General features: G+C 60.3%; 12 protein-coding genes and 1 other RNA gene. 5 read left to right on the top strand and 8 right to left on the bottom strand.

Annotation, left to right across the window (positions count from 1 at the left end; all coding sequences use genetic code 11):
- Nucleotides 1–201 precede the first annotated feature (201 nt).
- The 4 genes from AWX27_RS13405 to AWX27_RS13420 are packed head-to-tail and all read right to left on the bottom strand — an operon-like array spanning nucleotide 202 to nucleotide 4,808.
- Nucleotides 202–1,068 carry an SMP-30/gluconolactonase/LRE family protein gene (locus AWX27_RS13405; RefSeq protein WP_060422792.1) on the bottom strand — a complete coding sequence of 289 codons (867 nt, stop codon included), beginning with the start codon at nucleotides 1,066–1,068 and terminating at the stop codon, nucleotides 202–204.
- Nucleotides 1,065–2,165 (bottom strand): ABC transporter substrate-binding protein, encoded by a 1,101-nt coding sequence (locus tag AWX27_RS13410; protein ID WP_060422797.1) that lies wholly within the window; start codon nucleotides 2,163–2,165, stop codon nucleotides 1,065–1,067. Before AWX27_RS13410 ends, AWX27_RS13405 begins: the two co-directional genes overlap by 4 nt.
- 14 nt (nucleotides 2,166–2,179) lie before the next feature.
- Nucleotides 2,180–3,262 carry an ABC transporter permease gene (locus AWX27_RS13415; RefSeq protein ID WP_060422800.1) on the bottom strand — a complete coding sequence of 361 codons (1,083 nt, stop codon included), beginning with the start codon at nucleotides 3,260–3,262 and terminating at the stop codon, nucleotides 2,180–2,182.
- Nucleotides 3,255–4,808, bottom strand: a complete 1,554-nt coding sequence (locus AWX27_RS13420; RefSeq protein ID WP_060422804.1) for a sugar ABC transporter ATP-binding protein — start codon at nucleotides 4,806–4,808, stop codon at nucleotides 3,255–3,257. The genes AWX27_RS13415 and AWX27_RS13420 overlap by 8 nt, the downstream gene beginning before the upstream one ends.
- 374 nt (nucleotides 4,809–5,182) lie before the next feature.
- Here AWX27_RS13420 and AWX27_RS13425 point away from each other — a divergent pair, with 374 nt between their 5' ends.
- The 3 genes from AWX27_RS13425 to AWX27_RS13435 all read left to right on the top strand — a co-directional run bounded on the left by AWX27_RS13425 (nucleotide 5,183) and on the right by AWX27_RS13435 (nucleotide 7,596).
- Nucleotides 5,183–6,001: an IclR family transcriptional regulator gene (locus AWX27_RS13425; protein ID WP_049199270.1), complete on the top strand. Its 819-nt coding sequence runs from the start codon at nucleotides 5,183–5,185 to the stop codon at nucleotides 5,999–6,001.
- Nucleotides 6,002–6,125: 124 nt separating this feature from the next.
- Nucleotides 6,126–6,743 (top strand): arginine exporter ArgO, encoded by a 618-nt coding sequence (gene argO, locus AWX27_RS13430; protein ID WP_004931603.1) that lies wholly within the window; start codon nucleotides 6,126–6,128, stop codon nucleotides 6,741–6,743.
- A 121-nt stretch (nucleotides 6,744–6,864) separates the two neighbouring features.
- Entirely contained in the window at nucleotides 6,865–7,596 is a 732-nt protein-coding gene (locus AWX27_RS13435; protein WP_025160209.1) for an oxidative stress defense protein, read from the top strand.
- A 48-nt stretch (nucleotides 7,597–7,644) separates the two neighbouring features.
- Here AWX27_RS13435 and AWX27_RS13440 read toward each other — a convergent pair whose 3' ends face one another.
- The gene (locus tag AWX27_RS13440; RefSeq protein ID WP_038871151.1) at nucleotides 7,645–8,538 is read right to left on the bottom strand and encodes a LysR family transcriptional regulator ArgP; all 894 of its coding nucleotides are present in this window, start codon (nucleotides 8,536–8,538) and stop codon (nucleotides 7,645–7,647) included.
- A gap of 203 nt (nucleotides 8,539–8,741) precedes the next feature.
- Between AWX27_RS13440 and rpiA the strand changes: the two genes are divergently transcribed.
- Both rpiA and serA read left to right on the top strand, forming a co-directional pair.
- Nucleotides 8,742–9,398 (top strand): ribose-5-phosphate isomerase RpiA, encoded by a 657-nt coding sequence (rpiA, locus tag AWX27_RS13445; protein WP_025304157.1) that lies wholly within the window; start codon nucleotides 8,742–8,744, stop codon nucleotides 9,396–9,398.
- A gap of 292 nt (nucleotides 9,399–9,690) precedes the next feature.
- A complete protein-coding gene (serA, locus tag AWX27_RS13450; protein ID WP_025304156.1) occupies nucleotides 9,691–10,929 on the top strand; it encodes a phosphoglycerate dehydrogenase in 1,239 nt (412 codons plus the stop codon).
- Between the two features lie 48 nt (nucleotides 10,930–10,977).
- On the opposite strand, the gene AWX27_RS13455 is transcribed toward serA, so the two are convergent.
- From AWX27_RS13455 to zapA, 3 genes are all read right to left on the bottom strand, one after another.
- On the bottom strand, nucleotides 10,978–11,586 hold the full coding sequence (locus tag AWX27_RS13455) for a 5-formyltetrahydrofolate cyclo-ligase (protein ID WP_060422809.1): 609 nt from the start codon (nucleotides 11,584–11,586) through the stop codon (nucleotides 10,978–10,980).
- Nucleotides 11,587–11,638: 52 nt separating this feature from the next.
- Nucleotides 11,639–11,821, bottom strand: a non-coding RNA gene (gene ssrS / locus AWX27_RS13460) — 6S RNA.
- A 40-nt stretch (nucleotides 11,822–11,861) separates the two neighbouring features.
- Nucleotides 11,862–12,191, bottom strand: a complete 330-nt coding sequence (gene zapA, locus AWX27_RS13465; protein ID WP_004931621.1) for a cell division protein ZapA — start codon at nucleotides 12,189–12,191, stop codon at nucleotides 11,862–11,864.
- Between the last annotated feature and the right edge of the window lie 242 nt (nucleotides 12,192–12,433).

Genomic DNA, 12,433 nt, shown 5'->3' on the forward strand with positions numbered 1-12,433 from the left:
CGAAATTGCATTTCAAATAAATGCTATCCCGGCGATTCAGGGAAGTCAAAGCAAGGGGGAGTAAAATTATTCATGAAAAACATGACGTTAAAATTGAGTGGTGATTTTGTGATCGTCGCCACATTTTGGTGGAGATGGCGTGCTTCAGACGTGACAAAGCAGGGCGGATCGAAACCCACCCTGCGTCTTGCGAGACCCCGGCTAACCGCGGGTGTTCAGCACCATGCGGTAGAGTGAGGTGGTGGCGGTGATATAGAGTTCATCGCCGTTCGGGCCGCCGAAGGTACAATTGGAGACGCGTTCCGGCACGCTGATTTTGTCGATCTGTCGCCCCTGTGGATCAAAGACCAGCACGCCGTCGGCACAGCTGCAAAACAGATTGCCGGCCCGATCGACGCAGAAGCCGTCCGGGAAACCGGGCTCCACCGTCGCGAAACGGCGGCCGGCTTCCAGCCCGCGGCCGTTGACCGCATAGACGCGCAGCTCTCGGCGGCCCAGCGTCGGAAAATCCACGATCGACATGTCCGCAACGTACAGCCATTTTTCATCCGGTGAAAACGCCAGGCCGTTCGGGCGCTGCAGGTCGCAGGCGGCGATGGTCAGCGAACCATCGCGCGGATCGAAGCTGTAGAGATAACAGCCGATCACCTGGCTTTCCGATTTGTAACCCTCTTCGTCGCCGATGATGCCGTAGGGCGGATCGGTGAACCACAGGGTGCCGTCGGAACGCACCGCCACGTCGTTCGGCGAGTTAAAGCGCTTGCCGTCGACGCGATCGATCAACAGGCGCACCTCGCCATCGCTTTCGGTGCGGCTGATGCCGCGCCGCCCGTGTTCACAGCTGACCACGCGCCCTTCGCCGTCGCACGCATTGCCGTTGGCGTAGTGCGACGGCGAGCGGTATAGGGTCAGCTCACCCCGGCGCGACCAGCGGAACATGCGATTGCCTTTCACGTCGCTGAACACCACCGCATCCTCCTGCGGCAGCCAGACCGGCCCCTCGGCCCAGATCGCCGGCGAACACAGGCGCTCGAGCCGGGCGTGCGTGCGCAATGAATCGCCGTTCACTTCACGCCCCAGATCGCTTTGTAGTGGCCCTGGTAATCGTTTTGCGGGTCATACAGGTTATTGGCGCCGCCGTCGGCGGCGATATTGTCGCGGGTCACCAGATGCGCCGGGGTCACGTAGCCGGAAGGCGGCTGCTTGGCGAAGGCGCGGTTGAATTCGTCCAGCAGTTGCCAACCGTGCAGCTTCAAGGGTTCCGGCACCGTCGCCGACTGGCTGTCGCCCGAGCGGATACGCTGGTAAGCGGAGATCGAACCGTCGCCGGCCGATACGTTGTAAGGTGCGTTCTTGCCGCCTTTGCCGGCGGTCTTCAGCGCCGGCGCCATAAAGTCGAAGTACAGATCGTTGATCGCCAGCGCATATTGGAATTTGTCGCCGTACTTCTGCAGCAGACTGAAGGTCATTGCCGGCATGCGGTTGGCGGTATCGGCCAGCGGCGTATCGATGAATTCCAGCAGCGTGCAGCCGCTGCATTTGGCGATCTCGTCTTTCATGACGTTGGCCTTGTCCAAGGCGATTTGATACAGCGAGTCGGTGAAGATCAGCACGCTCGCCTTGCCGCCGGACTGCACCACCGCGTATTGCGCGGCGATGCGCGCCACTTCGTTGGAGTCCGACGTGACGTTATAGAACACGTTGTATTTGGCGATGGGGCCCGGTTCCGGCACCGCGTGCCAGGCGGTCAGCACGATGCCCTGCTGCACGGCCTTTTTCAGCGGGATCTTGGCGACGTTAGGGTTCCAGCCGCCGATCACGATGCCGTCCGGTTTTTGGGCGATGGCCTGATTGAGCGATGCCAGCTGATCTTTCACCGAGCCGCCGCCGTCGAGCGTTTCCAGCTTCCAGCCGGCGGCTTTCGCCGCTTCGCTCAACCCCTGTTGCACCCCTTGCACGCCGCCGTTCTTCATGTCGGAGGCGATAAAAATGATCTTCTTGTTGGCCTGCAGCTGCGGGCCGCTGGTGGGGCCGTCCCACTGGGTGGCGCTGGCGGTAGCCTTCGCGACGGCGGCGGTGGCCTGATCGAGATAGGCGTCGGCCCAGGCCGGCGATGCGGCGAGCAAGAATGTGGTGAACCCCGGTAACAGCCAAATGCGTTTCATGGTGTGCTCCTGGTTTAAGGGTGGGTCGCTGTCTGATTGTTGTTGTCAGCCGGCGTCGCCTGGCTGCGTTGTACCGCTTTCTGATTGAGCAGCCGACGGCGTTGGGCATAGCCGGCCAGGGTGATCGACAGCAACAGCGTCGCGCCGTTGAACAGCGGCTCGACCCAGAATTCGCCGCCGAACTGCTGAATGCCGGCGATGCCGATAGCCAGAATGGCGATGCCGACCACGGTACCCCAGACGTTGACGCGCCCTGGGCGAATGGTGGTGCTGCCGAGGAAGGCGCCGACCAGCGCCGGCAGCAGATAGTCCATGCCGACGCTGGCCTGGCCGACGCCCTGTTCGGCGGCGATCAACACGCCGCTGAAACCGGTGAGCACGCTGGAGGTGATGAAGGCGCCGATGGTAAAGCGGTTGACCGAGATGCCGTTCAGGCGCGCCGCCGCCGGGTTGCCGCCCACCGCATACATGCAGCGGCCGAGCGGGGTGTGTTCGGTGATGAGCCACAGCACCACCGCGACGATCAGCACGTAAAACGCCACGATTGGAATGCCGGCGATCTCGGTGTGGTGCAGTGCGATAAAGGCATCCGGCAAGTCGCCGACGATCTGCCGCCCACCGGAGTACCACAGGGCAATGGCGTACAGTACGGTGCCGGAGCCGAGAGTGGCGACGAAGCTGTCGATATCGGCCAGCGCCACCAGAATGCCGTTCAGCAGCCCGTACAGCGCCGAGATCGCCAGCACCGTCAGCACCGCCATCTGCCAGGAGAAGCCGTATTCCACCTGCAGCGTGATCGCCAGAATGTGCCACAGCACAATGCCGAAACCGACGTTAAGATCGATCTTGCCTACGATCATCGGGATGGTCGCCGCCAGCGCCAACAGGGCGATTTTGGCCTTGCTCGACAAGATAGCCTGCAGCGTCAGCATCGATGCGAAGGAGGGGGTGAGCAGTGAGAACAGCACGACCAGCGCGATGCACAGCAGCAGCAGGCCATAGCGGGTGAGGACCTGCATCAGCCACGGACCGGCGCCGTCCTGCGCCAGACTGACGCGCTGCTCCAACGCGGTTGATTTAACGGATGTTTTAGACATGGCCTACCTCGGATTCTGACGTGATTGCGACGCTTTCCCCGGTGCTGGCAGAGGCCAGCTCCAATAAATTGGCGAATGACACCTGCTGATTTTTCAGCTCGCCGACCACTTTCCCGCGGTTGAATACCAGTGCGCGGTTGCAAATATGGGCGATCTCCTCGAAATCGTTGGAGATCACCAGCACCGCCACGCCTTCCGCCAGGGATTTATTCAGCAGGTGGTAGATTTCCGCTCGCGCGCCGACGTCCACGCCGGCGGTGGGATCTTCGAGGATCAGCAGCGGCGCCCCCAGATGCATCCAGCGCGCCATCACCACCTTTTGCTGGTTGCCGCCGGACAGCGCGCTGATATCGATATTGACGTCCTTGGGGCGTACGTCGAACAGCTGCACCTTCCACCAACTGGCGCCGATCTCCGCTCGCCGCCCGTAGCGGGAGAGCAGCCGGTGGCCGCTGGCGCAGGGGTTGATAAACAGGTTTTCACGCACGCTCATCGACATCACCAGGCTTTCGCCGGTGCGATCGCCCGCGACCAGCGAAACGCCGCAGGCCATCGCCTGCTGTGGGGAGCTCGCCTGATAGGGCCGATCGCGAAACCGAATCGCGCCGCCGTCGGCCTGGCGCAACCCGAACAGCAGCCGGCCAATCTCTTCTTGCCCGGCCCCGCGCAGGCCGGCCAGCGCCAGCATCTCGCCCGGCTGCAAATCGAAGCTCACCGGGCCGATGTCGCCCACCGTGACGCTATCGAGCTGCAGCACCGGCGGACGATGTTCCGGCAGCGGTTCGCGCTGATCGTCCGCCATCGCTTCGCCGACGATGGTTTGCACCAGATCGCGCAGCGAGTAGTCGGCGGTGCGGCCGCCGGCGACATAGCGCCCGTCGCGCATTACGCAGACCCGATCGGCGATTTCGATCACTTCGTCCAGGCGGTGGGTGACGTAAATCATGCCGACCTTTTTGGCGCGCAGCCGGTTGATCACGGCGAACAGATGACGCACGTCGTTGGCGGGCAGGGAGGCGGTCGGTTCATCCAGCACCAGCAGCTCGGCATTGACCGCCACCGCGCGGGCGATCGCCAGCAGCGATTTTTCGGTGCGCGAGAGTTCGAAGACGCGCGCATCGGGATCGAGCGCGATGCCGACGTCTTGCAGCGCCTGCGCCGCCCGGCGGTGAATGGCGCGCCAGTCGATCAACCCAAAGCGGCGGGGAAACCCCATCACCAGCGCCATGTTCTCCGCCACCGTCATCCATTCAATCAGGCCGAGATCCTGATGAATAAAGGCGATCGGCTGGCGGCTGGCGCTTTTTATCGCGGCGGCGGAGGTGATGCTTGCGCCCTGAAAACGAATATCGCCGCCGTCGCGCGGGTAGACGCCCGCCAGCACTTTGATCAGCGTCGATTTGCCGGCGCCGTTTTCGCCCAGCAGCGCCAGAACCTCGCCCGGCATCACCTGCAGGCTGACGTCGTTGACCGCCACGTTGCCGCCAAATCGTTTGACGATGTGGCTGAGGGTAAGGATGGGCTGTGCCGCATTATCGATAGTCATGTGATGCGCCCCTGGTGTTGCGCCCGTGCGAAGATGCCGGGCAAATCAGCTAAACCGCTGGTGAGTATCTGGTCTTTAAATTTCAACATGCGAAATTCAATTTCAAAAATAATATGACGTTCGTTGCGCTAAATCAAAGGCGATGAGGTTTTAATTATTGATATTAAACAATGAGTTATTTTTTACTTTGCGGAAGTGTGACCGATGGCTCACTTCAATGAGGGGGAAATATTGCGGATTCTTGGCCCGCTGCGGACAATGAAACGGCGTTCCGTCTTCACCTGATGCAGGCCTTGGGGTAACATGCCCGGCAAAGAGCCTGCTGACTTCGCCGCAGCGCCGGTTGGCGGTTCGACACTGGAGAGATTTTCGCTATGAGCCTGAAAGCCGTCGACGAGAAAGATGACAAGAAAGACAAACCGCTGGGCAGCCAAAGCCTGTTCCGCGGTTTGCAGTTGATTGAGATCCTGAGCAATTTCCCCAACGGATGTCCGCTGGCGCATCTGTCCGAGCTGGCTGGCATGAACAAGAGCACGGTGCACCGCTTGCTGCAGGGGTTGCACACCAGCGGCTATGTGACCCAGGCGCCGTCGCCGGGCAGCTACCGCCTGACCACCAAGTTCATTTCCATCGGCCAGAAGGCGCTGTCGTCACTCAATATCATTCACGTGGCTGCGCCGCATTTGGAACAGCTGAACCTGGAAGTGGGCGAGACGGTCAACTTCTCCAGCCGCGAAGACGACCACGTCATCCTGATCTACAAGCTGGAGCCGACCACCGGCATGATGCGCACCCGCGCCTATATCGGTCAGCATATGCCGCTGTACTGTTCGGCGATGGGGAAAATCTTCATGGCCTACGGCAACGATGATTACCCGGCCCACTACTGGCAGACTCACCAGCAGGAGATTCAGACGCTGACGCGCAATACCATCACCGAGCTGCCGAAGATGCATGAGGAGTTGGCCGATATTCGCCAGCGCGGCATGGCGATGGATCGCGAAGAAAACGAGCTGGGGGTCTCCTGCGTGGCAGCGCCGGTGTTCGATATTCAACAGCGCGTGCCTTATGCGGTGTCGGTTTCTCTGCCGACCGCCAAGCTGCAGCAAATCGGCGTCAAAAGCCTGATTAAACCGGTGCTGGCCACCGCGCAACGCATCTCGCAGGAGCTGGGTTTCGTCACGCCGATTTGAGTATTAGCGTCGCTGATACTGGATTAGAAACATCAATTTCACCTAATGATCGCTTCCTCGTATGATGCGCGTGTTGACCGACACGCGCCCTCGTCCGGCGCCTTTTATCATTCGAGGAATCCCCATGTTAGCCGTCTTCCTGCAGGGCTTTGCCCTGAGCGCCGCCATGATCCTGCCGCTGGGCCCGCAGAACGTATTCGTGATGAATCAGGGCATTCGCCGCCAGTATCATCTGATGATTGCTTCGCTGTGCGCATTGAGCGATATCGTGCTGATCTGCGCCGGTATTTTCGGCGGCAGCGCCTTGCTGACCCGCTCGCCGCTGCTACTGGCGCTGGTCACCTGGGGCGGGGTGGCGTTTCTGCTGTGGTACGGGTGGGGCGCGTTCCGTTCCGCCTTCAGCCCGCAACCGGCGCAGGCCGCGGCGCAGGAGCTGGCGCAGAGCCGCTGGCGCATCGTGGTCACTATGCTGGCGGTCACCTGGCTGAACCCGCATGTTTATCTGGATACCTTTGTGGTGCTCGGCAGTTTGGGCGGGCAGCTGACGGCGGACGTGCGCTCCTGGTTCGCGCTCGGGGCGGTCAGCGCGTCGGCGGTGTGGTTCTTCGGGCTGGCGCTGCTGGCCTCCTGGCTGGCGCCGTGGCTGAACACGCAGCGGGCGCAGCGCATCATCAACGCGCTGGTCGGGCTGGTGATGTGGGGCATCGCGCTGCAGCTGGCCTGGCAGGGGGCAAATTTATAAGAATTTGTCACTAATCCGAATTCAAAACGCCGCGTGATATGCTACGTTTGATGCCAGGAATCCGGCGGTTCTTACAGGGAAAAGCCGGCGATCAGAGACAGCCTGTCATTAAGGAGACACTGTGAAGCTAAAAGCATTGGCTATGGCCGCAATGGTCGGATTAGGGACGTTACCGATGGCGCTGCAGGCGGCTGAAGTGCCTGAAGGGCCGCACGTCGTCACCTCCGGCACCGCCAGCGTGGACGCCACGCCGGATATCGCCACCCTGGCGATCGAAGTAAGCGTTTCCTCCAAAGACGCCGCCCAGGCGAAGAAGCAGGTGGACGAGCGCGTGGCGCAGTACTTTGATTTCCTGCAGAAAAATAACATCGAGAAGAAAGACATCAGCGCCGCCAACCTGCGCACCCAGCCGGAATATGACTACCTGAAAACCGGCGAGTCGGTGCTGAAGGGCTACCGGGCAGTGCGCCAGGTGCAGGTGACCCTGCGTCAGTTGGACAAGCTGAACGAGCTGCTGGACGGCGCGCTGAAATCCGGCCTGAACGAGATCCGCGCGGTGGAGCTGGGCGTCGCCAAGCCGGACGTGTATCGCGAGCAGGCGCGGCAAAAAGCGATCGAGAACGCGACTCAGCAGGCCGAATCCCTGGCCAAAGGCTTCCACGCCAAGCTGGGGCCGGTGTACAGCATTCGCTACCGGGTTGCCAACTACCAGCCGATGCCGGTGGCGCGGATGTATAAGGCGGCCGGTGCGGCGGCGGAAAGCGACGCGGCGCAAACCTATGAGCAGCAAAGCATTCACTTCGACGATCAGGTGGATGTGGTGTTCGAGCTGCAGCGCAACGCCGCGCAGTAATGTGTTCGTATTGAAGAAAAGGTTCGCTGCGGCGAACCTTTTTTCGTTTTAATCCTGACGCAGCACCTGGTGGCCGTGTTCCAGCAGCGCGTCGGTCACTTTGCGCATCATGCGGCTTTCCGGCGCGAAGCGGTGCCAGTACAGCATGCGGCGCTGGTACAGCCCCGGCGTCAGATCGATCAGTTCACCGGATGCCAGCTCCTTTTCGATCTGCAGGTGAGGGATCATACAGCAGGTGGTGCCCTGGCGTGCCAGCTGCACAAAGGCTTCCGAGGAGTTCACGATGTGGCAGGGCACGCTGCCCGGCGACAGATCGAAGTTCTGCTGCAGGAACGCCTGGTGCATGTCGTCGAGATGATCGAAGGCCACCGCCGGCGCTTTCAGCAGCGCGGAGCGGGTGACGCCGCTCGGGAAGTAGCGCTCGGCGAAGCCGCTGGAGGCGACGAACAGGTAGTCCAGCGCCCCCAGCCGATCCACCAGGCAGCTCGGCAGCGGCTGCGGCTGAATACTCACCGCGCCCACCACCTCACCACGGCGCAGCCGCTCCTGGGTGCGGGTTTCATCTTCCACCTGCAGATTCAGGCGAATGGGGGAGTCCGCCAGCACCGGCTTCAGCGCCGGCAGCAGCCAGGTTGCCAGACTGTCGGCGTTGACCGCCAGCGACAGCAGCAGCGGCGTATCGACGCCGGTGTCGTTGCCCAGCCACTCTTCTTCCAGCAACTCCACCTGATGCAGCAGCGCGAGCAGCTTTTGCCCTTGTTCGGTCGGGCGCGGCGGCACGGTACGAACCAGCAGCGGTTGGCCGAACAGGTTTTCCAGCTGTTTGATGCGTTGGGATACCGCCGATTGCGTGATACAGAGTTTTTGAGCGGCGCGCTCGAAGCCGCGCTCACGGATCACCGCGTCCAGCGCTTGCAGCGTACGATAGTCTGGGCGTTTCATCGGAAAGATATCCCTTAAATTAGAATGATACCGGCACTATGCCACATTTTGCGCACGGCGCAGGTGGAAAATCACGCCCCCACCTCGCCGCCAAGCGGGTAAAAATGCGGGCTGCGGTAAATAAGTGTGATCCTGCCGGCGTGAAAAACAGCGTTTTACCCTATAATACGCACACGTTTTCGTACAGAGGCAAGGGACATATTATGACGCAGGATGAACTGAAAAAAGCGGTGGGTTGGGCGGCGCTGGAATACGTGACGCCGGGCACCATCGTCGGGGTCGGCACTGGCTCTACCGCCGCCCACTTTATTGACGCGCTGGGCTCCATCAAGCACCAGATCGAAGGCGCGGTGTCCAGCTCCGATGCCTCCACCGCCAAGCTGAAAAGCCTCGGCATCCACGTGTTCGACAGCAACGAAGTGGATTCGCTCGATATTTACGTGGACGGCGCGGACGAAATCAACGGCCATATGCAGATGATCAAGGGCGGCGGCGCTGCGCTGACGCGCGAGAAGATCATCGCCGCCATCGCCAAGAAATTCATCTGCATCGTCGACGCCAGCAAGCAGGTGGACGTGCTGGGCAAGTTCCCGCTGCCGGTGGAAGTGATCCCGATGGCCCGCTCTTACGTGGCGCGTGAGCTGGTGAAACTCGGTGGCCTGCCGGAGTATCGTCAGAACGTGGTGACCGACAACGGCAACGTGATCCTCGATGTGCATAACCTGAGCATCACCGACGCCATCGCGCTGGAGAACAAGATCAACGGCATCGCCGGCGTGGTGACCGTGGGGCTGTTCGCCAACCGCGGCGCGGACGTGGCGCTGGTCGGCACCCCGGAAGGCGTGAAAGTGGTCAAATAAGCCTCCGCCGTCTGTGGCCCGGTAGCGCCGGGCCGCATAATTCTTCGGTTAAAATATCTTTTCTGAAAAACGGCAAATTTGGTGACTTATGTCACATTGTGAAACCTGACTCCCCAAAGCTTCTGCCGAAAACTTTCCCTATGGCATTTTCTGCCGTAAACCGCCATCAACGCTGCGCCTTGTCCTGCCGGGCAGGCAATCGTTTGTATTGCCGCCCGCGTTATTTTTGTTATGTTGGATGGGAGCTGTGTCGTCACAGCCGCTTCTGAAGTCTGAACATAGGGTCGGGTAAATGGCAAAAGTATCATTGGAGAAAGACAGGATTAAATTCCTGTTGGTGGAAGGGGTTCATCAGAGCACGGTCGATAATTTACGTGCCGCCGGTTATACCAACATCGAATACCACAAGGGTGCGTTAGACACCGAATCGCTGAAGGCATCCATCCGCGATGCACACTTCGTCGGCATCCGATCGCGTACGCATCTGACCGAAGAGGTGTTTGCCGCCGCAGAAAAACTGGTGGCGGTGGGCTGCTTCTGCATCGGCACCAACCAGGTTGATCTGAAAGCGGCGACCAAGCGCGGTATTCCGGTCTTCAACGCCCCCTTCTCCAATACCCGATCCGTGGCCGAAATGGTGCTGGGCGAGCTGCTGTTGATGCTGCGCGGCATTCCGGCCGCCAACGCCAAGGCGCACCGCGGCGTGTGGCACAAACTGGCCGTGGGCTCCTATGAGGCGCGCGGTAAAAAGCTGGGTATCATCGGCTACGGCCATATCGGCACCCAGCTTGGCATTCTGGCCGAAGGGCTGGGCATGAAGGTGTTCTTCTACGATATCGAGAACAAGCTGCCGTTAGGTAATGCGCAGCAGGTGCGCCATCTGTCCGATCTGCTCAATATGAGCGACGTGGTGACGCTGCACGTGCCGGAAACGCTGGCCACCAAGAACATGATGGGAGCGGAAGAGCTGGCGCTGATGAAACCAGGCGCCATTCTGATCAACGCCTCGCGCGGCACCGTGGTGGATATTCCCGCGCTGTGCGATGCGCTGGCCAGCAATCACCTGGCGGGCGCGGCGATCGACGTCTTCCCGGAAGAGCCGGCAACCAACAGCGATCCGTTCAACTCGCCGCTGTGTGAGTTCGACAACGTGTTGTTGACGCCGCACATCGGCGGCTCCACTCAGGAAGCGCAGGAGAACATCGGCGACGAAGTGGCCGGCAAGCTGGCGAAATACTCCGACAACGGATCGACCCTGTCCGCCGTCAACTTCCCGGAAGTGTCGCTGCCGGCGCATGGCCCGAACGCCAGCCGCCTGCTGCACATCCACGAAAACCGTCCGGGCGTGCTGACGCAGATTAACCAGATCTTTGCCGAAGAGGGGGTTAACATCGCCGCGCAGTATCTGCAAACCGGCCCGGAAATCGGCTACGTGGTGATCGACATCGAAGCGGAAACCGCGCGCGCCGACGCCGCGCTGCAGCGCATGAAGGCCATCGACGGCACTATTCGCGCCCGTCTGCTGTTCTGATTAGGCGGCATGCCGCAACGAAAAAGGCCGGAGCGATCCGGCCTTTTGCTATTTAGGTTCGTGCCACGCCCAGCTGCAGAGCGGGGTGAGGATTTCCGGCAGCGGGATATCCCAGTGCTCGGTCGGCAGGTGCTCCACCTGCTGGCAATCATGGGCCAGCCCGATGGGATAAGGGCCGTCGCTCTGCCAGTTTTGCAGGGTGCGATCGTAAAAGCCGCCACCCATACCCAGACGTTGCCCGGTATGATCGAATGCCACCAGCGGCGTCAGCACGACGTCCAGCTCGCCCAGCGGCAACACCTGGCGCACATCGAGGCGCGGTTCAAGAATATTGAAGCGATTGCGCACCAGTGGCGTTTCCGGCGCATAGCGCAGGAACAGCAGGTGGCCCGGGCTGAACGGATGCAGCACCGGCAGGTAAACCCGTTTTCCGAGCGTCCACAGCTGCTCTATCAGCGGCACGGTATCGAGTTCACCGTCAAACGACAGGAATACCGCGATGCTGTGCGCCGCCTTAATGTGCGCATGCGCGACGAGGCGCTCGGCTATTTTCTCTGCGGCAAAGCGTTGCTGGCCCGGCGTAAGCTCGCGCCGACGTTGGCGAATCAGTTGACGAATGGCTTGGCGCTGCTGCGCGAATTGGGGTTGAAAAGGCATCGTATCAGGCTTGCTCAGTGTGGCGTTCGGCACACATAAACCGCTGAAAAGGGGAATCTCCGAGATGCCGTCGCAGGCTGTAACCCTTGAACCCATGGTTCAAGGTGAACGTGCCGTCGCAATCTTAAGGCTTCTCGGCGCACCGAGCGTGCTCACCGATCGCGGAGCAACACATTCTGTTTGTACTAAATATCGGCTCAGGGGACTGGCCCGCTGGCGAACATCTCAGAGAAATTTTGTACTCGTTGCCGAAACTGTGATTTCAACAACTTAAGTTATTCGAATTGTGCATCCTGACGTTCAGAGATGCGACCTTGTTCAAGCAGCGCTTGTTCAATGGTCTGCTGCAGCATCCGTATGCGTTGTTCCATATTGGACGCATAGTCACGGGTTTTCAACCGTTCTTGAGCAAGTTCGTGACAGACGTTCAATGCCGCGATGAAAACCAGTTGCTCAGTATTGGAGACTCTAGTGCGAACTTTAAGATCTTGCAACCGTTGGTTAAGATCGTCCGCCGCCATATTCAACGCATCTTGTTGTTCTGGCGGGCAATTGACTCTTAACGAGCGGCCAAAAATTTGAATATCTACCGGTTGTGCAGACATGCCACCTTCCTGCCTAAATTTCGCGCCAGCCTTGTCCGCCCTGGCCGGGCCGTCAAAGCGGGCGCCACTATATATACCTCGGTACCAAGATACAACCCCTTTTTCAGTACCTGGTTGTAATCTACTGTGGCGCACATTGCCAGTCAAAAAAGGGTTTCAAAATGCGTATTTACCGCACTTTCGCCACCCGACGGCGCAGTGTGAAACCTGCCACATCGCGATTATAACTAGCCACTGAGGTG

The sequence above is a fragment of the Serratia sp. 2880STDY5682894 genome (assembly GCF_001537385.1).
GTDB classification, from domain to species: domain Bacteria; phylum Pseudomonadota; class Gammaproteobacteria; order Enterobacterales; family Enterobacteriaceae; genus Serratia; species Serratia nevei.

Bases quoted from the DNA above. Each gene is read 5' to 3' on its own strand.
- AWX27_RS13410 (WP_060422797.1), bottom strand. From the start codon at position 2,165: ATGAAACGCATTTGGCTGTTACCGGGGTTCACCACATTCTTGCTCGCC.
- AWX27_RS13415 (WP_060422800.1), bottom strand. From the start codon at position 3,262: ATGTCTAAAACATCCGTTAAATCAACCGCGTTGGAGCAGCGCGTCAGT.
- AWX27_RS13420 (WP_060422804.1), bottom strand. From the start codon at position 4,808: ATGACTATCGATAATGCGGCACAGCCCATCCTTACCCTCAGCCACATC.
- AWX27_RS13425 (WP_049199270.1), top strand. From the start codon at position 5,183: ATGAGCCTGAAAGCCGTCGACGAGAAAGATGACAAGAAAGACAAACCG.
- argO (WP_004931603.1), top strand. From the start codon at position 6,126: ATGTTAGCCGTCTTCCTGCAGGGCTTTGCCCTGAGCGCCGCCATGATC.
- AWX27_RS13440 (WP_038871151.1), bottom strand. From the start codon at position 8,538: ATGAAACGCCCAGACTATCGTACGCTGCAAGCGCTGGACGCGGTGATC.
- rpiA (WP_025304157.1), top strand. From the start codon at position 8,742: ATGACGCAGGATGAACTGAAAAAAGCGGTGGGTTGGGCGGCGCTGGAA.
- serA (WP_025304156.1), top strand. From the start codon at position 9,691: ATGGCAAAAGTATCATTGGAGAAAGACAGGATTAAATTCCTGTTGGTG.
- AWX27_RS13455 (WP_060422809.1), bottom strand. From the start codon at position 11,586: ATGCCTTTTCAACCCCAATTCGCGCAGCAGCGCCAAGCCATTCGTCAA.
- zapA (WP_004931621.1), bottom strand. From the start codon at position 12,191: ATGTCTGCACAACCGGTAGATATTCAAATTTTTGGCCGCTCGTTAAGA.